24 protein-coding genes are annotated in these 25897 nt (G+C 70.5%); 3 read left to right on the forward strand and 21 right to left on the reverse strand.

What is annotated here, in order from left to right; genetic code table 11:
- Nucleotides 1-47: 47 nt before the first annotated feature.
- Nucleotides 48-638: a gamma carbonic anhydrase family protein gene (locus tag HD599_RS15200; protein WP_184239073.1), complete on the forward strand. Its 591-nt coding sequence runs from the start codon at nt 48-50 to the stop codon at nt 636-638.
- 107 nt (nt 639-745) lie between these two features.
- Here the strand turns inward: HD599_RS15200 and HD599_RS15205 are convergent, their stop codons facing one another.
- The 20 genes from HD599_RS15205 to HD599_RS15300 form a co-directional block, all read right to left on the reverse strand.
- Nucleotides 746-1651, reverse strand: coding sequence for an alpha/beta hydrolase fold domain-containing protein (locus HD599_RS15205; RefSeq protein ID WP_184239075.1), 906 nt, complete (start codon nt 1649-1651; stop codon nt 746-748).
- 51 nt (nt 1652-1702) lie between these two features.
- Nucleotides 1703-2416 carry a GAF and ANTAR domain-containing protein gene (locus HD599_RS15210; protein WP_184239077.1) on the reverse strand — a complete coding sequence of 238 codons (714 nt, stop codon included), beginning with the start codon at nt 2414-2416 and terminating at the stop codon, nt 1703-1705.
- Nucleotides 2413-3126, reverse strand: a complete 714-nt coding sequence (locus HD599_RS15215) for a GAF and ANTAR domain-containing protein (protein ID WP_343062102.1) — start codon at nt 3124-3126, stop codon at nt 2413-2415. Before HD599_RS15215 ends, HD599_RS15210 begins: the two co-directional genes overlap by 4 nt.
- Nucleotides 3127-3173: 47 nt before the next feature.
- Nucleotides 3174-5063, reverse strand: coding sequence for an APC family permease (locus tag HD599_RS15220; RefSeq protein ID WP_246376868.1), 1890 nt, complete (start codon nt 5061-5063; stop codon nt 3174-3176).
- 157 nt (nt 5064-5220) lie between these two features.
- Nucleotides 5221-6261, reverse strand: a complete 1041-nt coding sequence (locus tag HD599_RS15225; RefSeq protein ID WP_184239081.1) for a hemolysin family protein — start codon at nt 6259-6261, stop codon at nt 5221-5223.
- Nucleotides 6258-7592 (reverse strand): hemolysin family protein, encoded by a 1335-nt coding sequence (locus HD599_RS15230; RefSeq protein WP_184239082.1) that lies wholly within the window; start codon nt 7590-7592, stop codon nt 6258-6260. The genes HD599_RS15225 and HD599_RS15230 overlap by 4 nt, the downstream gene beginning before the upstream one ends.
- Nucleotides 7593-7782: 190 nt before the next feature.
- A complete protein-coding gene (gene msrA, locus HD599_RS15235; protein ID WP_184239084.1) occupies nt 7783-8301 on the reverse strand; it encodes a peptide-methionine (S)-S-oxide reductase MsrA in 519 nt (172 codons plus the stop codon).
- Complete coding sequence (gene msrB, locus HD599_RS15240; protein WP_184239094.1) at nt 8298-8759, reverse strand: peptide-methionine (R)-S-oxide reductase MsrB; 462 nt, start codon at nt 8757-8759, stop codon at nt 8298-8300. Before msrB ends, msrA begins: the two co-directional genes overlap by 4 nt.
- A gap of 136 nt (nt 8760-8895) precedes the next feature.
- Nucleotides 8896-9786, reverse strand: coding sequence for a hypothetical protein (locus HD599_RS15245; protein WP_184239096.1), 891 nt, complete (start codon nt 9784-9786; stop codon nt 8896-8898).
- Entirely contained in the window at nt 9786-10244 is a 459-nt protein-coding gene (locus HD599_RS15250; RefSeq protein ID WP_184239098.1) for a hypothetical protein, read from the reverse strand. The genes HD599_RS15245 and HD599_RS15250 overlap by 1 nt, the downstream gene beginning before the upstream one ends.
- Before the next feature lie 97 nt (nt 10245-10341).
- Nucleotides 10342-11508 carry a M20 metallopeptidase family protein gene (locus HD599_RS15255; RefSeq protein ID WP_184239100.1) on the reverse strand — a complete coding sequence of 389 codons (1167 nt, stop codon included), beginning with the start codon at nt 11506-11508 and terminating at the stop codon, nt 10342-10344.
- Nucleotides 11505-12128, reverse strand: coding sequence for an FMN-binding negative transcriptional regulator (locus HD599_RS15260; protein ID WP_184239102.1), 624 nt, complete (start codon nt 12126-12128; stop codon nt 11505-11507). The genes HD599_RS15255 and HD599_RS15260 overlap by 4 nt, the downstream gene beginning before the upstream one ends.
- Entirely contained in the window at nt 12121-12972 is an 852-nt protein-coding gene (locus HD599_RS15265) for an alpha/beta fold hydrolase (RefSeq protein WP_184239104.1), read from the reverse strand. The genes HD599_RS15260 and HD599_RS15265 overlap by 8 nt, the downstream gene beginning before the upstream one ends.
- A gap of 12 nt (nt 12973-12984) precedes the next feature.
- Complete coding sequence (locus HD599_RS15270; protein WP_184239106.1) at nt 12985-14436, reverse strand: amidohydrolase family protein; 1452 nt, start codon at nt 14434-14436, stop codon at nt 12985-12987.
- Nucleotides 14433-15221, reverse strand: coding sequence for an ABC transporter ATP-binding protein (locus tag HD599_RS15275; RefSeq protein ID WP_184239108.1), 789 nt, complete (start codon nt 15219-15221; stop codon nt 14433-14435). Before HD599_RS15275 ends, HD599_RS15270 begins: the two co-directional genes overlap by 4 nt.
- Nucleotides 15218-16936, reverse strand: a complete 1719-nt coding sequence (locus tag HD599_RS15280) for a dipeptide/oligopeptide/nickel ABC transporter permease/ATP-binding protein (protein WP_184239120.1) — start codon at nt 16934-16936, stop codon at nt 15218-15220. Before HD599_RS15280 ends, HD599_RS15275 begins: the two co-directional genes overlap by 4 nt.
- A gap of 3 nt (nt 16937-16939) precedes the next feature.
- The gene (locus tag HD599_RS15285; protein WP_184239122.1) at nt 16940-17983 is read right to left on the reverse strand and encodes an ABC transporter permease; all 1044 of its coding nucleotides are present in this window, start codon (nt 17981-17983) and stop codon (nt 16940-16942) included.
- Between the two features lie 4 nt (nt 17984-17987).
- Nucleotides 17988-19580 (reverse strand): ABC transporter substrate-binding protein, encoded by a 1593-nt coding sequence (locus HD599_RS15290; RefSeq protein ID WP_184239124.1) that lies wholly within the window; start codon nt 19578-19580, stop codon nt 17988-17990.
- Nucleotides 19577-21184, reverse strand: coding sequence for a hydantoinase/oxoprolinase N-terminal domain-containing protein (locus tag HD599_RS15295; protein ID WP_184239126.1), 1608 nt, complete (start codon nt 21182-21184; stop codon nt 19577-19579). Before HD599_RS15295 ends, HD599_RS15290 begins: the two co-directional genes overlap by 4 nt.
- On the reverse strand, nt 21181-22317 hold the full coding sequence (locus HD599_RS15300) for an S-methyl thiohydantoin desulfurase family protein (RefSeq protein WP_221420525.1): 1137 nt from the start codon (nt 22315-22317) through the stop codon (nt 21181-21183). Before HD599_RS15300 ends, HD599_RS15295 begins: the two co-directional genes overlap by 4 nt.
- Before the next feature lie 73 nt (nt 22318-22390).
- On the opposite strand from HD599_RS15300, the gene HD599_RS15305 reads away from it, so the two are divergent.
- Nucleotides 22391-23878 carry a PucR family transcriptional regulator gene (locus HD599_RS15305; RefSeq protein ID WP_184239128.1) on the forward strand — a complete coding sequence of 496 codons (1488 nt, stop codon included), beginning with the start codon at nt 22391-22393 and terminating at the stop codon, nt 23876-23878.
- 30 nt (nt 23879-23908) lie between these two features.
- On the opposite strand, the gene HD599_RS15310 is transcribed toward HD599_RS15305, so the two are convergent.
- Nucleotides 23909-25309 (reverse strand): IclR family transcriptional regulator domain-containing protein, encoded by a 1401-nt coding sequence (locus tag HD599_RS15310; RefSeq protein ID WP_184239131.1) that lies wholly within the window; start codon nt 25307-25309, stop codon nt 23909-23911.
- 151 nt (nt 25310-25460) lie between these two features.
- Here HD599_RS15310 and HD599_RS15315 point away from each other — a divergent pair, with 151 nt between their 5' ends.
- On the forward strand, nt 25461-25895 hold the full coding sequence (locus tag HD599_RS15315) for a cupin domain-containing protein (protein ID WP_184239133.1): 435 nt from the start codon (nt 25461-25463) through the stop codon (nt 25893-25895).
- Nucleotides 25896-25897: the final 2 nt, after the last annotated feature.

The following is a 25897-nucleotide window of genomic DNA, read 5'->3' on the forward strand; positions in this document are numbered from 1 at the left end:
CTAGCCGAGCGGCGTTACCGTGGAGCCACGCGAATCTGGAGGCGACAATGTTGACCGAGCACCGAGGCATCTCCCCCGCCGTCGACCCCGACGCCTACGTGGCGCCCACCGCCGTGCTGGTCGGGGACGTGCGTGTCGCCGCGGGCGCCCGCATTCTGCACGGCGCCGTGCTCACGGCCGAGGACGGCCGCGTCGTCGTCGGCCGCAACACCGTGGTGATGGAGAACGCGCTCGTGCGGGGCCGCGCCTCCCACCCCGCGATCATCGGCGACTCCGTGATGGTGGGACCGCACGCCCACGTGAACGGCAGCATCGTGGGCGACGAGGCGTTCGTCGCAACGGGCGCCTCGCTGTTTCCCGGCAGCAGCATCGGCGGCGGGGCGGAGGTACGCATCAACGCCGTCGTGCAGGTCAACACGGTGGTCGCCGCGGGCACGGTCGTTCCGATCGGCTGGGTCGCGGTGGGCGACCCCGCGCAACTCTTCTCGCCCGACCGGCACGACGATATCTGGGCGGTGCAGCGGACGCTCGACTTCCCGGGAACGGTCTACGGCGTCGGACGCGACGCCTCGATGCGCGACATCATGCGCGGGCAGTCCGAGTTCTACGGCGAGCACGCGGACGACCGGCCGGTCTGACCCGCGCGTTGCCACGAATCGACCCATCCGGCGCCGGGATGGGTCGATTTGCGGCAACGCGGGGGCCCAGCGGGGCGGCGGGGCCTGGGCTGGGCAGCGCGCGGCGGCTACCGCGGCACCGCCGCGCGGCCCAGCGCCGCGACGATGACCGCCCGCGCGTCCCGCCCCGAGCGGATCGGCAGCAGCGGATAGACGTGCACGTCGCCGACCCCCTCCTGGAAGTCGAGCTCGACGCCGGCGACGCGGGCCCTCTCTACGAGGAGGTGCGCGTCGGGGTTGAGCACGTCGCGCGTGCCGGAGAACAGGGTGATCGGGCCGAGCCCGGCGAGGTCGCCGGCCAGCGGGCTGACCAGCGGATCGAGCAGGTCGAGGTCGCCGCGCCACTTCTCGGCGAGCACCCGGCCACCCGGTACCCCGAGCCACGGGTCGGTCGGCTGCACCGCGGGGATGCGCGGGTTGCTCCAGGTGAGGTCGAGCGCCGGCGAGATGAGCACCGTGCGGGGAAGCACGACGCCGTGCTCGTCGCGCAACACCTGCGCGACCGACAGCGCGATCTGCCCGCCCGCCGAGTCGCCGGCGATGCTCGCGGAGCCGTACCGCTCGATGCTCTCGCGCACGATCGTGGAGACGCCGGCCGCGGCATCCGTCGCCGTCCCGAACGGCACGAGCGGGTAGATCGGCAGGATCACGGTGGTGTTCGACTCGGCCGCGATCTGGGCCGCGAGCTGCCAGTGCTGCAGCACGATCTGGTTCACCCAGCCGCCGCCGTGCACGTAGACAACGCTGCCGGTCGGTGTTCCCCGCCGTGGCGAGACCGTGTAGACCGGCCAGTCGTGGCCGAGCACGACGTCGACGCGCACGTCGGGGCGCAGCCGGCTCGGCGGCCCGTACGTCGACGGGCGCAGCTCGCGCTCGCGCACTTTGCGATGGGCGCCGGCAGCGCTCACGAAGGTGCGGTTCGCACCGGCCACACGCAGGAAGATCGGCACGAGGCCACGGGGAAGGGTGAGCATTTTTCTCCTCGGTTCCCTCCGGATGCTACCCCCGGGTGCCGCAGAGAAACCCTAGAGCGTCATCCGCCTGCCCACGATCTCGGCCGCGACCTCGGCGATTCCGAGCTGGTTGGCCCGCGCGTGGGCACGGATCAGGGCGAACGCGTCGTCCACCGACACCGACCGCGAGTGCGCGACGACACCCTTCGCCTGCTCGATGAGGATGCGGCTGTTCAGCGCGTTCTGCAGCTGGGCCTGGACAGCTCCGCTCTCGCGCAGAGATCTTTCATGCAGGATGCCGATGGTGGCGACATCGGCGAACGCCTGTGCCGCGATCAGGTCCTGGTCGCTCATCTGGCCGAACTCGCTCTGGAACAGGTTGAGCGTGCCGATCGTCGTCTCGCGCAGCCGCAGCGGCACCGCGTAGACCGCGGCGAATCCCTGCTGCAGCGCGGAGTCGCGGAAGCGCGACCACTCCGGCGGCACCGCGCCGATGTCGGAGACGACCACGAGCTCGCCGATCTCGTAGCTTGTGACGCAGGGCCCGGCCTCGGCCGCGAGCTGCATCATCTCGACGAGCCGGCTGGACTCGCTGGTCGAGGCGATGAGTTCGAGTTCGCCGTCGCTGTTGGCGAGCAGGATGCCCGCGGCGGTCGCACCCAGGAGGTCTCGACAGGTCTCCACCAGCAACTGCAGCAGGTCGACGACGTCGTAGCCGACCACGAGCGTGTCGGCGAGTTTCGCGAACGTCTGGAGCAGCTGGCCCTCACGTGTCTCCGTGCTCATTCGGAGGCCTCGATTCCTGTGCTGCGGACGGAGAAGTTCAGCTCTCCGTTGACGATGTCGGTCGCGACATCCATCATCGACCGGTTGGAGGCGAAGGCGTGGCCCTCGATGACGAGACGGGCGTCGTCGATCGGCACGTCGAGCTGGCTCAGCACCATGCCCGTCGCCTGATGGATGACGCGGCGCGAGAACGCGTTCACCGCTTTGTCTTCGCTGCCGTCGCTGCCGATGCGCATGAGCGCCTGGCGCAGCACCTGACGACTGACGGCATCGGCCATCTCGCTCGCCTGGCGCGATTGGATCGGGGTCAGCTCGGTCGGCCGCTTGGAGTAGAGGTCGACGGCGCCGATCCGCAGCGGGCCGATCACGAGCGGGAAGGCGAAAATGGCGCCGAGCTCGTCGGCGTCGATGGCGCGCGCGAAAGCGGGCCAGCGGCGCGGTGACTGGGTGCGCACGTCGGGCGTCAGCACCGGACGGGCGGTGGTCATGGCGTCCCAGCACGGGCCCTCGCCGAGATCGAACTGCAACTCGTCGAGCCGGGCGGCCTGCGGGTCGCTCGCCGAGAGGGTCTCGCTGCCGAGCAGACGGCCCAGCGTCGAGACGGCCGCGCCGGTCACGGGGAACACGTCGACGAAGGGAAAGGAGAACGACGAGCTGTCGTCCGTCTGCCTGCTCAGGGCATCCATTGCCGCGGGAAAGGAACCATTCACCCGATCCACGTTAGCGGCTCGCGAGCGCGCGAAATAAGGGGGTCGACTCAGCTCACGTGCACGTCGGGACGGCGGGCGCGGTCGGTCTCCGCGCGGCGCAGCACCTCGCGGGTGACGGGCGCCACCTCGCCGGTTCCGGTGATGAGGAACCGGAACATGTTGGAGAGCGGATTGCCCTCCGTCCACTCGAAGTAGATGCCCGGCACGACGCCGGTGAGGTCGCGGATCGCGAGCAGCACCGCGGCCGTCGTGTTGGGCACATTGCCGCTGTTCACCTGCAGCACGCGGTAGCCGTGGCGGATCACGCCGCGCACGACCAGGTCCTCCTCGAAGTTCGACGAGTCGCCCGGGTGCACCTCGAGGAACACCACGGGAGCCCGCGCCGGGATGCCGCTGTCGCGGCGTTCGTCGTGCAGCTTGCGGCGGTACTCGTCTTCGCTGCCCTCGTCCGGCTCGTGCGCGATAACGTGCACCGACCCGTGCTGGTCGCTGTCGGCCGTGACGAACTGCTCGGCGACCTCGTCGAGCTCGACCGAGGTCGCGCGCAGCTGGAACGACCGCTGCACGCGCGACACCAGGGAGACGACGAGGATGCCGAGGATGAACAGGGCCGCGATGCGCACGCCGTCGGGCCGCTCCACCACGTTGACGATGGTCGTGTAGACGAAGACGAGCGCGATGACGGCGAAACCGACCGTGCGCTTGCGCTGCTGCTTGTGCAGCGCCGACAGCGTCACGGCCACCGAGGCCGAGGTGATGAGCACGAGCACGCCGGTGGCGTACGCGCCGCCCTGCGCGTCGACGTCGGCCTGGAAGGCGATCGTGATAGCGAACGCGATCACGGTGAAGACGAGCACGAGCGGCCGCACGGCGCGTGCCCACTGCGGCGCCATGCCGTAGCGCGGCAGGTACCGGGGCACGAGGTTGAGCAGGCCGGCCATCGCCGAGGCGCCGGCAAACCAGAGGATGCAGATAGTGCTCACGTCGTACAGCGTGCCGAAGCCGTCGCCGAGGTAGGCGTGCGCGAGGTAGGCGAGCGCGCGGCCGTTGGCCTCCCCACCCGCCTGGAACTCCTCCTGCGGAATAAGGAACGTGGTGACGATGCTCGACGTGATGAGGAAGGCGCTCATGATGAGCGCGGCCGTCGTGAGAAGGCGCTGGGCGCCGCGGATGCGTCCCTCGGGGTTCGCCTCGGTGTCGCGGGCACCGCCGCGGATCTGCGGCATCACGGCGACCCCGGTCTCGAAGCCGGAGAGCCCGAGCGCGAGCTTGGGGAACACGAGCAGCGCGATGCCGACCATCAGCACGGGGTTGCTGTGCTGCGCGGTGAGGGCGCCCCACCAGTCGTCGACGACGGTGAAATCGGCGCCGATGTGGAAGAACGAGACGACGATCACGACCGCGTTGAGCAGCAGGAACACGGCCACGAGCACGACCGCGATGCTGATGGCCTCCTTGAACCCGCGCAGGAACACCGCGGCGAGCAGCCCGACGAAGACGAGGGTGATGAGCACCTCGTTGCCCTCGAACCACGCGGGGGCGAAGGGGTTCTCGACGGCGTGCGCCGTCGCATCCGCTGCCGACAGGGTGATGGTGATCATGAAGTCGGTCGCGGCGAAGCCGAGCAACACGAGCACGAACAGTTTGCCGCCCCACCAGGGCAACAGCCGCTCGAGCATCGAGATCGACCCCTCGCCACGGAAGCTCTCGCGCGCGACCCGGCGGTAGACGGGCAGCGCGCCGAACAGGGTGAGCAGCACGAGCACGATGGTCGCGAGCGGCGAGAGCAGGCCGGCGGCGACGGCCGCGATCGCCGGCTGATAGCCGAGGGTGGAGAAGTAGTCGACGCCGGTGAGGCACATCACCCGCCACCAGGAGTGGGTCTTCTCGACCGACTCGGCGTGCGGCCCGGGGTGCGACGCGGCCCGCGACGGCATGCCGCGCAACAACCAGGAACGGGTGGCGTCCCGGCGCGGGGTGGCGGACGGCGATACCTGCTGTGACACGACGGAACCCTGTTTCTCTGCGAAACTCCCACGGTAGGCGGTCGGCCGCCCACCGCGGGAGTCCGCGGCGTAAGGATTCCGTTAGGGTTTAGGCGCTCGTCGCGTCCTCGACCTCGCCCACGAGTTCCTCGATGATGTCCTCGAGGAACAGCACGCCGGTGGTGACGCCGTCGGCGTCCATCGACTTGGCGACGTGCGAACCGGCACGGCGCATCGACGCGAGGGCGTCCTCGAGGTCGGACGACGCGAGCACCGCCGTCAGCCGGCGCACGCGCTTGGCGGGCACGGGGCTCGTGAACGCGACGCTGTCGGTAAGGTCCATCACGTCCTTCAGGTGCAGGTAGCCGGTCGGCTCCGACTCCCCGTTCGTCAGGATGTACCGCGAGTAGCCGTGCATTGCCACCGCCTTCTGGATGTCGGCGGGCGTCGAGTGCGGCGGCAGCAGCACCATCTCGGCGATGGGCACCTGCACGTCGGCGACCTTCTTGGTGGTGAACTCGAACGCGTTCGTCAGGGCGCCGGACGCGTCGGCGAGCACCCCCTCGCGGGTCGACTGCTCGACGATGTCAGCCACCTCGTCGAGCGTGTACGTGCTCGTCGCCTCGTCCTTGGGCTGCACGCGGAACAGCAGCAGGATCATGTTCGCCAACCAGTTGAGGCTGCCGATCACGGGGCGGAAGACCTTCGAGACGAAGACCAGCGGCGGCGCGAGCAGCAGCGCCGCGCGGTCGGGCACCGAGAACGCGAGGTTCTTCGGCACCATCTCGCCGATGACCACGTGCAGGAACGTCACCAGAAGCAGGGCCACGACGAAGCCGATCACCCCGATCGCCTCGCCCGACAGGGCGGTGAGGCCGAGCGGGATCTCGATGAGGTGATGGATGGCGGGCTCTGACACGTTGAGGATCACGAGGGAGCACACGGTGATACCCAGCTGGCTCGTGGCCAGCATCAGGGTCGCGTGTTCCATCGCCCAGAGCGTGGTCTTCGCCGCCTTGCTGCCGGCCTCGGCGCGCGGCTCGATCTGCGAGCGGCGCGCGGAGATGACCGCGAACTCGGCTCCGACGAAGAAGGCGTTGACGATCAGCAGCACGACGAGCCAGATGATGCCGGGCAGGTACTCGCTCATTTCAGGTCCTTCTTCAGCTCGTCGACGATCCCGTCATGCGTCTCTTCGGCGGGCGTGAAGCTCAGCCTCAGCACCCGGGCGCCGTCCACGCGCTCCACCCGCATCGCGCCCGTCGGCAGCGCGACCTCGTCGCCCACCTCGGGGATCCGGTCGAGCTCGTCGGCGACGAAGCCCGCGATGGTCTCGTGTTCCGATTCGGGCACCACGATCCCCGCGCGCTCGAGCAGTTCGTCGGGGCGCCATCCCGCATCGAAAGTCACGGTCTTACCCGCTCGGATGAGACCGGGCTTGTGGCGGTCGTGTTCGTCTTCCAGCTCGCCGACGATTTCTTCGACGAGGTCTTCGAGGGTGGCGATGCCGGCGGTCCCGCCGTACTCGTCGGTGACGATGGCGATCTGGAAGCCGCTGCGGCGCAACAGACCGAGCAGGGTCTCCACCTCCATCGACTCGGGCACGCGGGCCGGTTCGATCATCATGTCGCTCGCGGTGACCGAGCGGCGCTGCGCCAGGTCGATCGCGAAGGACTGCTTGACGTGCACCACGCCGAGGATGTCGTCGGTGGATTCGCCCGTGACCGGGAACCGGGAATAGCCGGTCGAGTGCGAGAGCTGCAGGATCTCTTCCGCCGTGGCATCCGCCGTCACCCAGCTGACCTGCACGCGCGGCGTCATGACGTCGGCGGCCGAGTGCTCGGAGAACCGGAGGGTGCGGTCGAGCAGCGTGGCGTGGTCCTGATCGAGGAAGCCCTCCATCGCCGAGCGGCGCACGAGCGAACCGAGCTCTTCGGCCGAGCGGGCACCCGAGAGCTCCTCCTTCGGCTCGATGCCGAAGGAGCGGATGATGGCGTTCGCGGTGTTGTTGAAGGTGAGGATGATCGGCTTGAACACCGTGGTGAACAGCGTCATAAACGGCACCACGAACTTCGCGGTCGCGAGCGGCAGCGCGAGTGCGAAGTTCTTGGGCACGAGCTCGCCGATCACCATCGAGAACAGGGTGGCGAGCAGGATGCCGATCACTGTGCCGATTCCGGGCACGATCGCCGCGGGGATGCCGAGCGCGGTCAGCGGGGCCTCGAGCATCGAGCTGACGGCGGGCTCGAAGGTGTAGCCGGTGAGCAGCGTCGTGATCGTGATGCCGAGCTGAGCGCCCGAGAGGTGCGTCGACGTGATCTTCAGCGCCCTGATCGTGGGGCCGAGTCGCCTCTCGCCGCGCGCCTGGCGGTTCTCGAGGTCGTTGCGGTCGAGGTTCACCAGCGCGAACTCGGAGGCCACGAACATGCCGGTACCGACGGTCAGAACCAGACCGATACCGACCATGATCCACTCATTCATCTCTCGCCCCTTCCTGAGCTCGGGCCGCGCGGGTCACGGGGCGGGAGGGCTGAAGGGGCTGGGATCTGTGATGGGGAGGGTCGTCCATGTTTCTCACCATATCGAGCGAACCACGGCTTTGCCTGAGCGACCCCTGCAAACGACGACGGCCGCCATCCGGAATCGGATGACGGCCGTCGGGTGCGGGGTGTTAGCTCGCGACCTGCTCGCGACGCGGCAGGACCCAGCCCGGGCGCACGAAGTGGCACGTGTAGCCGTTGGGGTAGACCTGCAGGTAGTCCTGGTGCTCGTCCTCGGCCAGCCAGAAGTCGCCCAGAGGCTCGACCTCGGTCACGACCTTGCCGGGCCAGAGACCCGACGCGTCGACGTCGAGGATGGTGTCGCGGGCGACGGCCTCCTGCTCGGCGTCGGCGTAGTAGATCGCCGAGCGGTAGCTGCGGCCGCGGTCGTTGCCCTGACGGTCCTTCGTCGACGGGTCGTGGATCTGGAAGAAGAACTCCAGCAGCTCACGGAAGTTCGTCTTCTCGGGGTCGTAGGTGATCTCGATCGCCTCGGCGTGGTCGCCGTGGTTGCGGTACGTGGCGTTCGGGGTGTCTCCGCCGGTGTAGCCGACGCGGGTGGAGACGACGCCCTCGCGCTTACGCACGAGCTCCTCCATGCCCCAGAAACAGCCGCCTGCCAGTGTCGCGGTCTTGGTTGTTGCGCTCATCGTGTGGCCTCCTCGGCTGTAAACAGGTTACGGAAGTCTCCGTAACCCTCCTTCTCCAGATCGTCGACGGCGATGAAACGCAACGCTGCCGAGTTGATGCAATAGCGAAGCCCGCCGCTCTCGACCGGGCCGTCGTTGAACACGTGTCCGAGGTGGCTGTCGCCGTGCGCGGATCGAACCTCGGTGCGCACCATTCCGTACTCGCGGTCCTGCTTCATCACGACGTTAGCCGCATCGATGGGCACAGTGAAACTGGGCCAGCCCGATCGGCTGTCGTACTTGTCGGTGGAAGCGAATAGCGGCTCCCCCGACACGATGTCGACGTAGATGCCGGCGTCCTTGCTGTCCCAGAAACGGTTGCGGAAGGCGGGCTCCGTCGCCGCCTCCTGCGTCACGCGGTACTGCGTGGGGGTGAGGCTCGACAAGGCCTCGTCGGTCTTGCGGTACTCGGTTGGCATTCGGTCCCTCTCTGCTTCCGTCGCTGGCTGCGACGGCATTCGATGGGTACAACGCCGGGGTGCCGCGGTTAGTTCCCGGGATGCGCCGCACACACGGCTCGCTCTCAGGAACCGGGTCCCTTAGCCTGTCGAAGGGTCACGCGTCGGAACGGCGAGTGACGATCTCGGCGTACGACTCATCGTCGAGGAGTCCGCTGTCCGCTGCTTCGATGACGTCGAGGAACGAGCCGGGAGGCGATACCTGCAGGCCGTCATGGCTGTGCGGTGTACCCATGGGCGGGTACTCCCACCGCGCCAGCTCGTCGACGACCTGCTCCCGGGAGATCTGGCCGACGGCAAATCGCTGGGCCACTTCCCATGGCGTCGCGCCAGAAAAGCCAGACCGAGGTGCGGCGACGGGTTCCGCAAAAGCTTCCTCGATGGTGGTCGGCGGAACTCTCAACTCCGCCGCAATCTGCCCCGCGGACAAGCCGTTCGAGAGCGCACGTAGCGCCCGCACGTAGTCGATCCGAGCCAGGTCGAGGCGGTGCTTCAGTACTCGCAACACCACCAGATCATCATCCGGACCGACGGCCCCGTTCGTCTCCGTCACTGCGTGGCCCCCAGGCGTTCGGTCGACGATCTCGCCGTAGATTTCCGCGTCGATGAGATCCCGGTCCAGCGCGCGGAAGACTTCTTGGAACGAGCCGGGTGGCGACACGAGAAGCCCGTCGATGCCGTCGGTGAGCTCCGTGGGCGGGTACTCCCACCGCGCCAGCTCGTCGACGACCTGCTCCCGGGAGATCTGCCCGACTGCGAAGCGTTGCGCGACCTCCCACGGGGTGGCACCCGAAAACCCGGGTCGCGGGTCGGTGACGGGCTCGTCCAGTGCCGCTTCGACGGCGGACGGCGGGCCGCCAAGTTCGGCCGCGATCTCCTTCGCGGTCAGACGCGTCGCCAACGCCCGCAGCTCTCTCAGATAGTCGAGGCGGTCGAGCTCGAGCCGGTGCTTGAGCACGCGGGCTACGGCGACGTCAGCGTCGGCCATCAGCTCGACCGGTCCGCCGCGGCGTTCAGGATCTCGTCGTAGGTGGCCCCGTCGATCAGCCCGTGGCCGGCGGCATCCGTCACCTCGTCGAACGAACCGGGGACCGACACCACCAGCGCGTCGAAGTCGTCGTGCGTGCCCTGCTCGAGCGGGTAGTCCCAGCGCGCGAGCTCGTCGACGAGCTGTTCCCGCGGGATCTGCCCGTCGGCAAAGCGCTGCGCGATCTCGTAGGGCGACGCCCCCGAGAAACCGGCAACCGGCTCGGCGATGTCCGCCGCTTCGGCGAGCGCGGCGCTCACGTGCGAGGGCGACGAACCCGTGCGGTCGGAGATCTCGACCGCCGTCAGCGTCTCGGCGAGTCGGCGCAGCAGCCGCAGGTAGTCGAGCCGCGCGAGATCGAGGTGCAGGCGCAGCGCGCGGGCCCTGCCCAGGTCGGAATCGATGTCAGTGGAACTCATAGGTGCCGCCTCCTATTGAGGATTCTATAAGTATTGCCCGCGAATGCCACGGCCCCTGAGCCTGTCGAAGGGCAAATCACAGTGCACTTCGACAAGCTCACCGACCGAGCGCCAACCGCTCCCGGGCGAGGTCGGCGAGGGTCGCCGCGTGCAACCCGAGCAGCGAATCGTCGAACACCGCGCGCTCGCCGTGCATCGACGGCGCTCCGTCGGCCGCGACATCCGCCGGTCTGGTACCCAGGAAAAGCAGCGTGCCCGGCACCTCCTCGAGAACGTAGGCGAAGTCTTCAGAGGCCATGGATGGCGCGGGCAGACGGTACACCCGGTCGGCGCCGTGACGCGCTTCCAGGGCGGCCAGCACGCGGGAGGTCTCCGCCTCATCGTTGTGGGTCACCGGGTAGGAGTCGATGAACTCGGTCTCGACGGTGCAGCCGTGCGCCTCGCCGATGCCGGTGACCAGCTCGCCGGTCGAGGAACGCACGAGGGCGAAGGTGGCCCGCGACAGGGTGCGGATGTTGACGAACACCTCGACCCGGGTGGCGAGCACGTTGGGCGCGGTCGAGTCGCTGTTGATGCTCACGACCGAGACGACGGCGGGGTCGGCGGCCGGCACACGGCGGCTGACGAAGGTCTGCAGTGCGAGCACGATCGCGGCCGCGGCCGGGATGGGGTCGACGGCGAGGTGCGGGAAGGCGGCGTGGCCGCCGGTGCCCGTGACGTGGATGCGGAGGCCGCTCGCGCTGGCCATGATCGGACCCGGGCGGGAGACGAACAGGCCGGGGTCGGTCGAGCAGTCGACGTGCATCGCGTAGGCGGCGACCGGGCGCTCCCCCGCGGCGTCGAGCACGCCCTCCTCGATCATGATGCGGCCGCCGGCGTGGCCCTCCTCACCGGGTTGGAACATGAACACCACGGTGCCCGCCAGCTCGGACCGGCCCGCGGCGAGCAGCCGGGCGGCGCCGACGAGTCCGGCCATGTGCAGGTCGTGGCCGCACGCGTGCATCGCGCCGTTCGTCGCGGCGTAGTCGAGACCGGTCGCCTCGACCACGGGCAGGCCGTCCATGTCGGCGCGTAGAAGCACGACGGGGCCGGGCAGGCCGCCGCGCAGCACGGCGGTGATCGAACTGAGGCCGGTGCCGGTCGTGATCTCGAGGTCGAGGTCGGCGAGTTGCTCGAGCAGGGTCGCCTGCGTCACCGGCAGGTCGAGGCCGAGCTCGGGTTCGGCGTGGAGGCGACGACGCAGGGCGACGAGTTCAAGGGTCATGACGACGCCCGCACGCGGCGCATCCGCTCGGCCAGCGCGGGGTTCCGGTACGGCCCGGGCGCCTCGAGCGCGGCGGTGACGCGGTCGACTACCTCGGCCGGCTTGTCCTGGCTCATCTTCTCCTTGGCCTCGACCCGGGTGACGCGCATGCGGAACCCGACCGTGCCGTGCACGATGCGCTCGGCGTAGGCGGCGTTCTCGGCGGTGCCGCGCATGCGGAACGGGTTCGGCAGCGGGTCTTCGAAGTGGTCGACGAGACGCTCGAGCACGGCGAGGTTCTCGGCGTCGCTGAGGATCTCGGGCACGCCGTACGCGTGCACGGTCGCGAAGTTCCAGGTCGGCACCGCGCGCTCGACGCCGTACCAGCTGGGCGAGACGTAGCCGCTCGGGCCGTAGAACACGACGGCGATCTCGGAGGATCCGAGACCGTGCTGCTGCTCGTCGGGGCGGCCGACGTGGCTCACCAGCACGAGGTCGTCGCCGTCCTCGAGCAGGAACGGGTAGTGCGACACGACGACACCCGCGGGCGTCGCGCTGACCATGGTCCCCCAGGGGTACTCGCTGATGAGCGCACGCACCTCGGCGATGTCGGTCATTCCGTAGTCGGGATTCTCACGCATCGGCACGGCCCGCCGTCCGGGCGAGGGCGAGCACGAACTCGGGCCAGAGCTCGACGGGGATGTCGTGCCCCATCTCCTCGTAGAGGTGCAGTTCCGCCTGCGGCATCACGCGCGCGGTCTCGAGGGCGGCACTCCAGTGCAGGCTCTGGTCGCCGCGGCCGTGGATCACCACGGTCGGCACCGTCACCGTGGCCATCTCCTCGCGGCGCTCGAGCGGCCCGCGCAGCAGCGCGTTCCACTGCCGCACCAGGCCGGTGGGCGTGTAGGCGCGGTCGAAGTAGCGGCCGCCGAGCTCTGCCGACGCGGCCTCGTCGAACGGGAAGCCGGGCGACTGGTAGTTCCGCTGCCCGCCGATGAACATCGCGATGTAGGCGTCACGGTCGAGCACGGGCGGCACGAACGCGACCGGCTCGCCCGAGTGCTCGCCGACGAGGAACTCGGGGGCGGAGGTCAGCGACGTCGACATGAGGCCGAGAGCCGAGACCCGTGATGGATGGCGCAGTGCCAGCAGCTGCGCGATGTAGCCACCCATCGACATCCCGGTCACCATGGCGCTCTCGACACCGAGGTCGTCGAGCACGGCCACCACGTCGTCGGCCATGTCGGCGAGGTCGTAGGTCGCCTCGTAGTCGTCGGGGCCGCCGGTGGCCTGGCTGAGGCCGACGTCGCGGTTGTCGGTGCGGATGACGAAGAATCCGGCGTCGACGAGCAGGGCGCAGAACCGGTCGTCCCAGCCGATGAGCTGGGCGCCGCCGCCGTGCAGCAGCACGAGGGGCTTGCCGTCGGGCGAACCGTCGGTCTGGTAGTAGACGGCGATTCCCGCGGGGGTGGTGATGAGGGGCATGGCGTGTCCTCGCTAGATCGTGCTGAAGGTGATGCGGCCGCCGAGCAGGGTGGCCGCGACGGGCATCTCGCGGAGATTGTCGGAGAGCGCCGGGTCCTCGTCGACGAGCACGAGGTCTGCGAGGGCGCCCGGGGCGACGACGGCGCCGCGGGTGCTCGACTCCAGGGCGACGTCGAGCGGGAGCCGCTCGGCGGGGTGCCAGGACTCACGGCCGTCGCGCTGCCGGCTCACCGCGGCGCCGATCGCGAGCCACGGGTCGAGCGGAGCGACCGGGGCGTCGGAACCGAGGGCGAGGGTCGCGCCGGCCCGGTGAAGCGACCCGAAGGCGAACGCGCGGTCGGTACGGCCTGCCCAGTAGCGGTCGGCGACGTCGCGGTCGTCCATGGCGTGTTCGGGCTGCACGCTCGCGGTCAGACCGAGGCGGCCGAAGCGGGCGAAGTCGGTGCTCGAGACGAGTTGGGCGTGCTCGACGGTGCCGGCGATGCCGAGCCGCTCGAAGGCATCGAGCACGGCGCTGTTGGCGCGGTCGCCGATCGCGTGCACGGCGGGGGCGATACCGGCGTCGCGGGCGCGTGCGAGCAGCGCCTCGACCTCCTCGGGCGGCACGCTGAGCACGCCGCACGGGTGCGGGTGGTCGGCGGCGATACCCGGGTACGGATCCCAGCAGAAAGCGGTGCGGGTGTTGAGCGAGCCGTCCACCACGATCTTCAGCCGGCCCATGCGGATGATGCCGCTCGCGTCGAGCGCGTCGCCCGTACGCAGCCCGGCCGCGATCGCGGCGTCGAGCCGGTCGGGCCAGACCGAGGTCTCGACGCGCAGCGCGGTGACACCGGCGGCGACCCGGGCGGGCCAGAGGGCGGTGTTGTCGGCGTTCTCGAACTCGACGATACCGACCACTCCGCGCGCGGCTGCGGCGTCGGCGGCCGCGCGGTAGGCGTCGGTGCCGGGCTGGCCGTCGCGGTCGAGCACGTCGAGGGCGGCGATCCACTCGAACTCGCGCAGCACGCCGTCGTGGGGCACCTCGACGCCGAGGTGGCGGCCCGCCGCGGTGTTCATCCACCCGCAGTGCAGGTCGCCGCTGATCAGGATCACGGGGCGGTCGGGCGCGATCGCGTCGAGCGCGGCGCGCGTGGGCGCGTCGGCCCACAGCCCGTCGCGGAACCCGTAGCCGACGAGCACCCGGTCGTCGCGGTGCAGGGCGTCGCGCATGATGCCGACCGCGGCGGCGGCGCTGTCGGCCGGCGCGAGGTCGACGCGCTGGCGGCGCACCACCCACTGGGTGAAGTGCACGTGGGCGTCCCACAGGCCGGGCATCAGCCAGCGGCCGTCGGCCTCGAGGGTCGGGATGCCGCCGGCCGACGCCCCGGCCGGTGCGACCGACGCGACCGTTCCGTCACGCACCACGACGTCGCGCAGTCCGTCGCGGCCGCGCACGCGGGCACCGCGGATGATCAACTCGGTCACGCGTCCTCCAGGTCGAGCGGGCGGCCCATCACGGGCACGGCGCGCAGCAGCTCGCGGGTGTACGGGTCGCTCGGGTCGGTGAGCACGGCCTCGGTGGAGCCGTGCTCGACCACGCGGCCGGACCGCATCACGGTGACCTCGTCGCTGACGTAGCGCACCACGGCGAGATTGTGCGAGATGAACAGCATGGTGAGGTCGAGCCTCTGCTGCAGTTCGCGCAGCAGGTTGAGCACGACGCCCTGCACCGAGACGTCGAGGGCCGAGGTGATCTCGTCGGCGATGAGCACCTCGGGTTCCGCGGCGAGCGCGCGGGCGATCGTGATGCGCTGGCGCTGCCCGCCCGAGAACGAGGCCGGCCCGTCGTCGGCGCGCTGCGGGTCGATGTGCACGAGGTCGAGCAGCTCGCGCACGCGGTCGGTGCGCTGCGCCGCGGTGTGGCGCCTCCCGGTCGCGAGCAGTCCCTCGGCGATCGAGGATCCCACCGACATCCGGGGGTCGAGGGCCGACAGGGGGTCTTGGAAGACCATCTGTACCCGGCGGCGCGCGAGTTTCGCGGCCGGGTCCTTGCTCGTGATGTCGACGCCGTCGAGAAGGATGCGCCCGGAGGCGGGCCTGGTCAGGCCGACGGCGACGCGCGCCACCGTCGATTTGCCGGAACCGGACTCGCCGACGAGCCCGTGGGTCGTGCCGGGGCGCACCGTGAGGTCGACCGCGTCGACGGCGGTGTTGGCCGTGCGTCCGCTGCCGAAACGCACGGTGACGGCCTCGAATCGTAGCTCGCTCATACCGTTATCTCCTCGTCGGCCGCCGCGATCACGGGCAGCACCGCGGTGCGGTCGGTGGTCATGTCGGGAACGCAGGCGATCAGGCCGCGCGTGTAGGGGTGCTGGGCTTCGTCCAGGCGGTCGGCGGCGATCTCCTCGACCACGCGCCCGTCACGCATCACGATGATGCGGTCGCAGAACCCGCTGACCAGCGCGATGTCGTGCGAGATGAAGAGGATCGCGGCGCCCGTGGTGTTCTGCGCCTCGCGCAGCGCCTGCATCACCTGGCGTTGCACGGTGACGTCGAGGGCGGTGGTCGGTTCGTCGGCGATGATCAGCCGCGGGTTGCCCATGAGGCCCATCGCGATCATCGCGCGTTGGCGCATGCCGCCCGAGAACTCGTGCGGCAGCTGGCCGATGCGGCGCTCCGCGTCGGGGATGCGCACCAGGTTGAGCTTGTCGACGGCCCGGCGCAGCGAGTCGGCTCGGCTCATTCTGGCGTGCACCTCGCTGGCCTCGCGCATCTGCCGGCCGATGGTCAGGGCCGGGTTGAGCGAGGTGAGCGGGTCCTGGAAGATCATCGCCTGCTCGAGCCCGAGACGACGGCGTTCGGAGGCGTTCGGCACCGCGGTCATGTCGATCTCGCGGAACATCAGTCTCGTGCTGGTCACGAGGGCGTCGGGGCCGAGGAGGCCGGCGACGGCGGACGCGGTGACCGACTTGCCCGAGCCGGACTCGCCGACGATGCCGACGGTCTCCCCCGGCTGGATGGTGAGGCTGACGCCGTGCACGCGCTCGACCATCCCGCCGTCGCGGCCCGGGAATGCGACCCGCAGGTCGGTCATCTCGAGCGTCGTGGTCTCGTCGGTGACGGGTGCCACGTAGTCGGTGGAGCGGCGGCGGCGCACGGCCTTCGGCGGCAGGCGGCGACCGCCCGACTCGCTGAACACCTCGCCGAGCAGGGCGAACACGACGCCGACGAGGACGATCGCGATGCCCGGCCCGATGGCGGCCATCGGGTCGACGTAGATGCGCTTCGAGCCCTCGTTGAGCAGGCGGCCCCAGTCGTACTCGGGCGCCTGCACGCCGAGGCCGAGGAACGACAGGGCGGCGAAGGAGAGCAGGGTGACCGAGGCGTGCGCCGCGGTGTTGACGAGCAACGGCGGCAGGATGTTCGGCACGACGTGGCGGAACGTGGTGCGCAGGTTGCCGCTGCCGAGCATGCCCGCGGCGCGCACGTAGTCGCTGCCGGCGACCGACGCGGCGAGTGTGCTGGTGAGCCGGGCGAACACGGGGATGCCCGCGAACCCGACGGCGAGCATCGCGCCCACGGCCGTGGTGCCCCAGATCACCGAGAAGAACAGGGCGAGGAGCAGCCACGGGAACGACAGCAGGATGTCGATGAGCCCGGCGACGAGCCGCTGCAGCACCTTGGGGAGCAGCACTGCGATGACGCCGAGCAGCACTCCGCCGACCACGGAGATGCCGGTGGCGCCGAGGGTGAGCAGAACCGAGACGCGGGTCGCGACGACGACGCGCGCGAACAGGTCGCGGCCGAGCTCGTCGGTGCCGAAGGGGTGGCCGAGGCTGGCGCCCTGCTGGCGGTCGGGGATCGACCGCTCGGTGGCGAGGTCGCCGAACACGATGGGTCCGAACACCGTGGCGAGAATCACCAGGACGAGACCGATGGATGCCGCGAGGCCCTGGGGGCTGCGCAGGAACGACGGGATTCTCATGGCTTAGGCCTCCGCAATGGTGGAACGCGGGTCGAGCGCCGCGAGCAGCAGGTCGATCACGAGGTTGGCGGCGAGCACGAGCACGGCGTACATCAGCACGACCCCCTGGATGAGCGGATAGTCCTTCGTGGTGATCGACGACACGATCGTGGACCCGATGCCGGGGATGACGAAGACGGTCTCGATGAGCACCGTGCCCGCGACGAGGCCGGTGAGCACGACACCGCCCGCGGTCAGGGTGGCGGTGACGATGTTCGGCAGCGCGTGCCGCAGGTAGATGAGGTGCGCCGGCATGCGCTTGCTTCGCGCGGTGGTGATGTACGGGGCGTCGAGAACCCGCACCATCTCGACGTGCACGATGCGCGCGAGGTAGGCGAGCGGGCCGATGGCGAGCGCGAGCACCGGCAGTACCGCGTGCTGCACGCTGCCCCAGCCGGCCGAGGGGGCGAGCGGGATCACGATGCTGAACAGCCAGATGAGCACGACCGCCAGCAGGAAGTTCGGCACGGCGATGATCACGCCGAGGAGGCCGGAGACCCCGAGGTCGAGCGCACGGCGACGTCCGCCGCGGGCGGAGACCGCCGTGGCGACGCCGATCGGGAAGGCGCCGAGGGCGGCGACGACGAAGGCGACGACCGAGAGCATCAGCGTGGCGGGCAGGCGCTCGGCCAGCGTGGAGCCGACCGGGCGCTGCGTGCTGATCGAGACGCCGAGGTCGCCGCGGAACAGGCCGCTGACGTAGTTGGCGAACTGCTCGCCGAGCGGCAGGTCGAGGCCGAGCGCGCTGCGCAGCACCGCGACGGTCTCGGCCGGGGCGGTCGGCCCGAGGGCCGCCCGCACCGGGTCGCCCGGCACGAACTGCACCATAAAGAAGGAGGCGACGAGGACGAGCGCGAGCGCCACGGCGGCGCGGGCGAATCTCTTGATCAGGAAGGCGAGTCTCGGCGAGCCGACGACCGCCAGGAGACGATCCCCCCGACGCGCGGGCGAGGGCTCGGTCGGCGTAGTCGCCGGGACGGCCGTGACCACGGTCGAGGGAATCGTCATGGTGTTATCCCAGCATCCGGATGGTGGTCGGCGCGATTGCGCCCGGACGGTCGAGCGTAACGCCGCTGAGGTACATCGGCGTCTCGGTCTCGGCGAGCGGGAAGATGTCGACCCGCTCGATCAGCTCGGCCTCGGCCTGCTTCCAGATGCCGCACGCCTCGTCGGCGGACTCGGCGGTGAAGGCCTCGGTCGCGAGGGCGTTGTACTCCGGGTTCGAGACGGCCATGAAGTTGTAGCCACCGTTCTCGCTCGTCTCACCGAGGAAGAACAGGCTCAGCACCACGGGGCTGGACGGAGCGAGCTGGATGAATCCGGTGTCCCAGTCGTAGCTCTGGTAGAGGTCGGTCGACCATCCGGCCGGGTCCTCCGCCACGAGGTCGGTGGTGATGCCGAGCTCGTTCCATTCCTGCTGCACCTCTTCGGCCGCGGCACCGTGCGACGGGGTTCCCGCGTCGTAGATGAAGCGGATGGTGAGCGGCTCGCCGTCCTTCGACCGCAGTCCGTCGGAGCCGAGCTCGTAGCCGGCCTCGTCGAGCAGCTCGCCGGCCGCTTCGACGTCGGTGTCGGGGAGGGTCCATTCGGGGCCTCCGGCGACACAGGTGAGCGGGATCTGGTTGACGAGCGACACCGACTCGACGGCGTTGCCGTCGGTCACGAGCTCGCCGACCGCGTCACGGTCGAGCGCGAGGGTCAGTGCCTGGCGCACGCGCACGTCGGCGGTCGGGCGGTCGGCACGCTCGTTGAACAGCATCTCGCCGATCGGGTTGAGCAGGCTCTCGGTCTCGAGGCCGGCGGAGTCGAGGCGGGCACGGTCGGCGCCCACGACGGATGCCGCGTTGAGCTCGCCCGAGAGCAGCAGGTTCGCTGCCGTCGCCTCGTCGGTGATGACGCGGCCGAGGATCTCGTCCGGCAGACCCTCGGTGTCGCTGGTCACGCCGTCGGGGCCCCAGGTGTAACCGTCACGCTTCGTGTAGGTGTACTCCGAGCCCGGGGTGGAGTCGGACAGCGCGTAGAGCGCGGTGCCGTTGGTCGCGTCGGTCAGGGTCTCGGGGTCGTCGAGGCCGGCCTGGCAGACCATCTCGATGCTGCCGGTGCCCTCGAGCAGGAACGGGTTGTTGGTCGCGGAGGTGATGGTGAGCACGTTGCCCTCGGCCGCGGCCGTCATGTCGGCGGTGATGCTCGACCCGAACCAGAACGTGCCGTTCGCGGCATCCGCCTGGTAGGAGATGTTGGCGGCGGCGGTCTCTGCTGTGAAGTCCGTGCCGTCGGCGCAGGTGATGCCGTCCTTGAGCGTGTACGCGATCGAAGTGCCGGTGACCTCCCAGCTGTCGGCGAGCCACGGGATGACCTCGCCCTCGGGGGTCGTGTAGGCCAGCGAGTCGTAGCCGAAGGCGACGAGCGCGCGCTGCACGAGCGAGACGCCGGTGAGCGGCGAGAGGCTGCCCGGGTCGTCGTTCAGCGCGACCGAGAAGGTGCCGCCGGAGACGACGTCGGTGCCGCCGTCCGATCCGCCGGACGGTGCACTGCACGCGGTGAGCGCCAGTGCTGTTGCGAGGGTAGCCGCCGCGACGGCGACTACGTGGTGCTGTCTTTTCATGATGCGTCCTTCGGAGTGTGCGAGGCGAGTGGTGCGGGATTCCCGATCAGGGCCAAGGGACCGGCGGCTTTCACGGAGACTTTGAGGGTGGCGCGCGTCGCGTAGGAGACCGGGGTCTCGAGCACGTCGACGATTTCCACGAGGCGCGGGTCTGCCCCGGCCTGGATCGCACGTTCGATGGCGGTGCGTCCCGCCGCCTCGATGGCGGTCGCGCGGTCGGCGTAGTCGCACATCTGGTCGGCGCGGCCGCCGGCGAGGGCGATAGCGGCTCCCACCGCGTTCGCCACGTTGCCGCGGTCGGGGTGGAGCACCTCGCTCGCGCCGAGCACCCGGTCGGGCACGAGGAATCCGCCGCCGCCGACCACGACGAGCGGGAGGCCGACACGGCCGAGCGACATTCTCTCGACCGCCGCCTCGATGCGGTCGTGGGCCACGGCGAGGGCGTTGCCCAGACCGGAGCGGGTGGAACGGTCGAGCGTGGGCAGCGAGCGCCCGTCGATCATTCCGGGCATCTGCATCGCCGCGGCATCCGTCAGTGTCGGTGTCGGACCGCCGAACAGGAGGGCCTCTTCGGTGAGCCGGTAGCCGACCGAGTCGTGGCCGGGGGTGCCGGTCGCCGTGTCGACGATCGTGCCGCCGCCGATGCCGACGCTGAGGATGTCGGGCATACGGAAGTTGGTGCGCACGCCGCCGATCTCGCGGGGCAGCGTCGATTCGCGCGGGAACCGGTCGACGAGCACGCCGAGGTCGCTCGTGGTGCCGCCGACGTCGATGATGATGGCGTTGTCCGCGCCGGAGAGGAAGGCGGCACCGCGGATCGAGTTCGCCGGTCCCGAGCCGATGGTGAGCACGGGGTAGCGGGCCGCGTACTCGACGGCCATCAGCGTGCCGTCGTTCTGGGCGAAGAAGGTGGCCGCGTCGAGCTGCTCCTCCTCGACGACGGTGAGCAGGCCCTGCGTGACATCGCGGGCGACACCGTGCAGCGCGGCGTTCAGCACCGTGGCGTTCTCGCGCTCGAGCAGGCCGAGGGCGCCGATCTCGTGGCTGAGCGACACGGGCAGGTCGACGCCGACGTGGTCGCCGATGAGGGCGGCGACTTCGAGCTCCTGCTCGGGGAACGAGGGGCTGAAGATGCCGCAGACGGCGACCGCGTCGAAGCGGCCCTCGATCGAGTCGAGGAAGCGGCGGATGCCGTCGGTGTCGAGCGGGGAGAGCGGGTACCCGTCGACCAGGTGGCCGCCGCCGGCGAGCAACGAACCGGCGAGCACGGTGTCGCGCAGGTCGGCCGGCCAGCCGGTGAGGCTCGGGTGTTCGGTCGAGGCGGGGGCGCCGAGGCGGATCACGGCGACTCGGCCGAGGTCGCGGCGGCGCACGATCGCGTTGGTGGCGTGGGTGGTGCCGAGCATGACACGGGAGACACGCGAGCGGTCGTCGCCCAGGTCGCCGAGCACGGCGGAGAGGGCGGCGCGGATGCCGCCGGTGACGTCTTCGGTGGTGGCCTGCTTGGTCCAGGCGATCACCGCGCCGTCGGCGTCGAGCACGACCGCGTCGGTGTTGGTGCCGCCGACGTCGATGCCGACGGAGAGGTCGCGGAGGGCGTTCATCGTGCCACCTCCGCGGTCGCGGCGACGCTGGTATCGCTCGTCGGCCCGTCGAACGGCACGTACGGGAAGTCGAAGTCGAACGCCGCGGGGCCGGCGAGCTCGATGCCGCGGGGCGTGCGCCAGAGCGGGTCGCAGGCCCAGGCGAGCACGCTCACCCGCTGGCCGAAGCGCAGCATCTCGGTCGAGATCGCCTCGCCCGTCTCGGAGTCGAGGATCGAGACGAGGTCGGGCACGCTCACGACGACCGCGCCGTCTTCGATCACGACGAGGTTCTCGTTCTGGATCTCGACCCGCACCATGCGGCCGCGGTCGCCGCCGATGCCCTCGATGGTGACGGAGCCGCGGGTGAAGCCGCCAGCGGTGTTGCGGTCGATGTCGATGACTTTGCCGCGCAGCAGCACGGCGGCATCGAGTTCGTCGGCGATCTCGGCGACGGGCTCGGTCGCGGCGAGAAGACGACGGCCGACTTGGATGGCGCGGCTGACAGTCCCCTCGATGACCGCCCCGGGAGCGGTCTCGCTCGTGAGCAGGTAGTGGGCGCCGAGGGCGATTCCGCCGGCGGCGACCGTGAACGCGCGGGCGTGGCGCTCGAGCCATGCGATGTCGACGGTGCGCAGCACGGTGACGTTGCCGACGACGTCGCTCATGACGGCGAACTCGCTCGGCAGGCCCGCGACGTTCATCGAGATCATCGTGGCCTTGGGAAACGCGCGGCCCATGCCGTCGGCGTCGAGCACGGCGAGACCGAGTTCGGCCGCCCAGCCGACGGGCGCGACGCCGTTGCTGCCGCCGATCTCGGCCGCCATGACGGTGGTGATGGGCCGGCCGACGAGACGCTCGACCTCGCGCAGCAGGGTGTGCGCCTGACTTGCGGAGCCGAGCATCTCGATACCGACGGAGGGGGCGCCCATGCCCGACATGATGATGACCGCATCGTCGGCGGTGAGGTCGGCGACACCGACGACCCGCACGGGGCCGTTCTTGTCGATGGCAGTTTCGACCGACAGTTGGGCGCCGTGCACCGAACCGCCGCCACCGGTTCCGAAGACCGCGCAGCCCGCGGCGAGGGGAGCCACGTCGTCGCGCGTGATCAGGCGGACGGGTGGGGAATCGGTGGGGCGCGTCGAACTCATTCCTTGAGCGTAGTGAGGGGGTCAAGCGGGTGGAATGTTTTACCAACCCAAGGAATTGCGGCATATTGGTGTCATGGCACAGATAACACTCGCCCAGATCGTGGAACAGAGCGACGGATTCGACCTGCGGTACCGCGCGGGCGACTCCGACGACGTCGTGGTCGAGGGCGTGGAGATGCTCGCGCTCGACGACGTGGGCGCCGCGACGGCCGGCCACCTCGTCATCGTGCTGACCGGTGCGGGCGACGAACCGCGCGCGTACCAGATCGACATCGCCATCCGACGGGCCATCGCGGTCGAGGCCGCCGCCCTGCTCTTCGTCGGCGAGATCGCCCTGGCCGAGACCTCGCGCACGCTCGCCGACCGCGGCTCGCTGCCCGTGCTGTCGGCGACCGCGGCGCCCTCCGACATCGCGGTCTTCGTCGACCGCATGCTACGCGGCGGCGCGGCCGAGGCCATGGCGCGGGCCGAGCGCGCGGTGGCCGCCGTGGGGCACGCGGCCGATGCGGCTCCGCTCGACGCCAGGGGCGCCATCCTCGATGCCGCCGGTTCCGCCCTCGGCGTCGACCTGGACATCGTCGAGGACCCGACGGTGCGCTGGACCGACTCCGACGCGGTCTGCATCGGTGAGGTGCCGATCGGCCGCCTCGTCTCGCCTGACCACGACACCGCTCTCGCGATCGCGATCCCCGTGGTGGCCGCGGTTCTGTCGCGCGCGCTGCAGCGCGAATCGCAGGCCCGGTTCGGCCCCGCCCGCTCGCGGGCCGACCTGATCGTCGAGCTGCTGCTCGCCGAGTCCTCGCGCATCGACGCGCTCGCGGTCGACGCCGCGCGCGCCGGCCTGCCGGTGCAGCTCGCCCACGCCGCTGCCTGGATCGCGCCGAAGCACCGCGACGACCCGGCGCAGCGGCTGCCGCCGTCGCTCATCGCCGCGATCGAACTGCGCGCGTTCCAGCTCATCGACGGGCGCGACGAGGTGTGGCACCTCGCCGGTTTCCACGACGACCTCGTTGTCATCGCCTCCGAGGAGGCCGGAGCGCCGAACCACCAGCGCCGCCTGCGCGACGTGATCGAGCAGCTGGTCGCGCACGGCAGCACCATCGCGGGCGACGAGTGGACGTTCACCGTGGGGCTCGGCACCCCGCAGTCCGGGGCCTCCGGCCTGCGCCAGTCGGCGACCGAGTCGCGCATCACCGCGGAATCCGCGGTCGCCGCCGGCCGCCTCGGCGCGATCGAGGTCACCGACGTCACCGGCCTGCGCCGCGTGCTGCTCGACTTCTACGCCTCGCCGCTCAGCCGCGCCCTGCTCGACGACGTGCTCGAGCCGCTCGACGCGCTCGGTGCCGAGCGCTCCGCGATCTCGGTGCGCACGCTGCTGGCCTACCTCAGCAACCGCAACTCGCTCGCCCGGGCCGCGGAGATCCTCACGCTCCATCCCAACGCTGTCAACTACCGCATCCGCCGCATCGAGCAGTCGCTGCAGCTCGACCTCGAGGACCCCGACACCCGCTTCGCCCTCGAACTCGCCTGCCGGCTGCGGGTGATGGCGACGGCGCGGTAGCCCGGCCGCGCGTCGCAAAGCCGCACTCCCCTACCGCAGCAGCGCCGACACCCTCTCGGCGAGCTCGCGCGCCGCCGCCTCGACTTCCGCCGCGTTGGCCTGCATGTACTGCGTGGTGCCGACGACGCAGGCGGCCGCAGCGACCGTGCCGCTCGAGTCGCGCACCGGCGCCGACACCGACACGATGCCCGCGTCCTCGAACGCCTGCATCGAGAGCACCCCGTCGCGGTCGACCCGGCGCACGCGCTTCAGGAACACGTCCAGCTCGTGCGCGGTGTGCCGCGTCGGGAACAGTTGCGTGACTTCCTGCGCGCCGAAGTCCATCAGCAGCGTGGGCCCGCCGTCGGAGCCGATGATCGGGTGCGCCCGCCCCAGCCACGACGACATCTGCAAGCCATCGCCCGCCATCTCGAGTTCCTCGACCAGGGTGAAACTGCGCATGCCCTTGAGCACGGTGATGAACCCGCAGGTACGGGTGCGGTTCGCGATCTCCGCGGCGAGCGGTTTGCCCCCGGCGACGATCGTCGGCGCGGCGGCAGCGCGGTACCAGCCGTGCACGATCCAGCCGAGGCCGTAGCGGCTCTGGTCGCGGTTCGCCCAGACGAAACCGGCCCGCCTGCACGACTCGATCAGTCGCAGCGTGCGGTCGGGGCGCAGGCCGACGGCCCGCGCGGTGCCCGCGACCGTGTCGGGACCTGCGGCGAAATGCCGCAGGATGCGGAACGCGGCCTCGAGCGCGCTGGCCCCGGCGGGTGCGGCGAGGTCGGGCTCCGGCGAGCGCGGCTCGTCGATCCACTCCGCGAGCGACCGCTCGATCGTACGGCGTGCGGTGACCACGGCCCGCCGCGCCCGCGGCAGATTCTGGCCGACGCGGTTGATCGGCAGCCGCAGGGCGACCACTGCCACGTGCGCCCCCGCCGGCGTGAGCACCGGCGCGGCGATCTCGACGCTCATGCCGATCGTCGACTCGACCCAGGGCTCCGGCGACTCGACGGCAGCCGCGGTGGCCGTGCGCATCACCGCGCTCCGCTCGTCGGCGACCAGGTCGCCGACGTCGGCCGGCGAGTGCAGGGTCCACAACGACTCGACAGAATCGATAACCCGGATGCCGCCGGCCGACCGAGCGGTCAGAAAAACGGTCTCGCCCGTCTGCTGCGCGGCCAGGGTCAGCGCGAACCGCACCGTGCGCGCGAACGGTGCCGCCGCGCCGCCCGACAGCCGGATCGCGTCACGCCCGAGCCGATAGGTGCCGTACGCGTCGCCGCGGCCGAGGAACCCCGCCGCCTCGAGCTCCGAGCACAGCCGCGACGCGCTGCTCAGAGTCACCCCGAGTTCGCGCGAGATCGTCCCCACGCTCAGCGGCGCGGTCGGGTCGCGTCGGCCCGCGACCACCTGCACCGCGGCCAGCCCCTGCACCACTCGCGAACTCACGGCTGCGGCATCCTCTCGACACAATGTGCAATCTCACACGGGGAGGTTTGCGCTGAGTACGCACTGTAACAGAGCCGGTTCTCCCTTTTCCTATAGTGATCGCACTCGCCCGGCGTCCATGCCGGACGGTCCCCCGCACACGAGGAGTCCCATGAAACCGCCCGCCGCCGAGGTGCCGCAGATGCGCGTGCAGAGGGGTGGCGACGAGCGGCGCGACGTCACCTTCTACGGCGGCGCGGCCGGTCTGAGCGTCGAGCGGTATTTCGGCGCCAGCACCGCGCTGCCCGCCCAGGTCATGCTCTACTCGCTCGCGCCGGGCTCCTCCGAGGGCGAGCACCTGCACCTCGAGGGCCACGACGAGAGCTGCTCCGTCACGAGCGACGACGAGCTGTACGTCGTCGTCGCCGGCGAGGTCGTGATGACCGTCGACGGCGAGCGCGAGGTGTTGCGCGCGGGCGACGCCGCGTATGCCCCGGCGGGCAGCCTGCACGGCGTGGCCAACGAGTCCTCCGAGCCCGCGCGACTCGTGCTCGTCTACGGGCAACCGGTACCACCGACATCCAGAACCACCACGAGCGGAAAGTGAAC

Origin of the sequence: Conyzicola lurida, assembly GCF_014204935.1 — a bacterium.
Lineage (GTDB): Bacteria > Actinomycetota > Actinomycetes > Actinomycetales > Microbacteriaceae > Conyzicola > Conyzicola lurida.

What these genes read in the sequence shown, in the direction of transcription:
- HD599_RS15200 (WP_184239073.1), top strand. Translation starts at nt 48, where the DNA reads ATGTTGACCGAGCACCGAGGCATCTCCCCCGCCGTCGACCCCGACGCC.
- HD599_RS15205 (WP_184239075.1), bottom strand. Translation starts at nt 1,651, where the DNA reads ATGCTCACCCTTCCCCGTGGCCTCGTGCCGATCTTCCTGCGTGTGGCC.
- HD599_RS15210 (WP_184239077.1), bottom strand. Translation starts at nt 2,416, where the DNA reads ATGAGCACGGAGACACGTGAGGGCCAGCTGCTCCAGACGTTCGCGAAA.
- HD599_RS15220 (WP_246376868.1), bottom strand. Translation starts at nt 5,063, where the DNA reads ATGCCGTCGCGGGCCGCGTCGCACCCCGGGCCGCACGCCGAGTCGGTC.
- HD599_RS15225 (WP_184239081.1), bottom strand. Translation starts at nt 6,261, where the DNA reads ATGAGCGAGTACCTGCCCGGCATCATCTGGCTCGTCGTGCTGCTGATC.
- HD599_RS15230 (WP_184239082.1), bottom strand. Translation starts at nt 7,592, where the DNA reads ATGAATGAGTGGATCATGGTCGGTATCGGTCTGGTTCTGACCGTCGGT.
- msrA (WP_184239084.1), bottom strand. Translation starts at nt 8,301, where the DNA reads ATGAGCGCAACAACCAAGACCGCGACACTGGCAGGCGGCTGTTTCTGG.
- msrB (WP_184239094.1), bottom strand. Translation starts at nt 8,759, where the DNA reads ATGCCAACCGAGTACCGCAAGACCGACGAGGCCTTGTCGAGCCTCACC.
- HD599_RS15245 (WP_184239096.1), bottom strand. Translation starts at nt 9,786, where the DNA reads ATGGCCGACGCTGACGTCGCCGTAGCCCGCGTGCTCAAGCACCGGCTC.
- HD599_RS15250 (WP_184239098.1), bottom strand. Translation starts at nt 10,244, where the DNA reads ATGAGTTCCACTGACATCGATTCCGACCTGGGCAGGGCCCGCGCGCTG.
- HD599_RS15255 (WP_184239100.1), bottom strand. Translation starts at nt 11,508, where the DNA reads ATGACCCTTGAACTCGTCGCCCTGCGTCGTCGCCTCCACGCCGAACCC.
- HD599_RS15260 (WP_184239102.1), bottom strand. Translation starts at nt 12,128, where the DNA reads ATGCGTGAGAATCCCGACTACGGAATGACCGACATCGCCGAGGTGCGT.
- HD599_RS15265 (WP_184239104.1), bottom strand. Translation starts at nt 12,972, where the DNA reads ATGCCCCTCATCACCACCCCCGCGGGAATCGCCGTCTACTACCAGACC.
- HD599_RS15275 (WP_184239108.1), bottom strand. Translation starts at nt 15,221, where the DNA reads ATGAGCGAGCTACGATTCGAGGCCGTCACCGTGCGTTTCGGCAGCGGA.
- HD599_RS15280 (WP_184239120.1), bottom strand. Translation starts at nt 16,936, where the DNA reads ATGAGAATCCCGTCGTTCCTGCGCAGCCCCCAGGGCCTCGCGGCATCC.
- HD599_RS15285 (WP_184239122.1), bottom strand. Translation starts at nt 17,983, where the DNA reads ATGACGATTCCCTCGACCGTGGTCACGGCCGTCCCGGCGACTACGCCG.
- HD599_RS15290 (WP_184239124.1), bottom strand. Translation starts at nt 19,580, where the DNA reads ATGAAAAGACAGCACCACGTAGTCGCCGTCGCGGCGGCTACCCTCGCA.
- HD599_RS15295 (WP_184239126.1), bottom strand. Translation starts at nt 21,184, where the DNA reads ATGAACGCCCTCCGCGACCTCTCCGTCGGCATCGACGTCGGCGGCACC.
- HD599_RS15300 (WP_221420525.1), bottom strand. Translation starts at nt 22,317, where the DNA reads ATGAGTTCGACGCGCCCCACCGATTCCCCACCCGTCCGCCTGATCACG.
- HD599_RS15305 (WP_184239128.1), top strand. Translation starts at nt 22,391, where the DNA reads ATGGCACAGATAACACTCGCCCAGATCGTGGAACAGAGCGACGGATTC.
- HD599_RS15315 (WP_184239133.1), top strand. Translation starts at nt 25,461, where the DNA reads ATGAAACCGCCCGCCGCCGAGGTGCCGCAGATGCGCGTGCAGAGGGGT.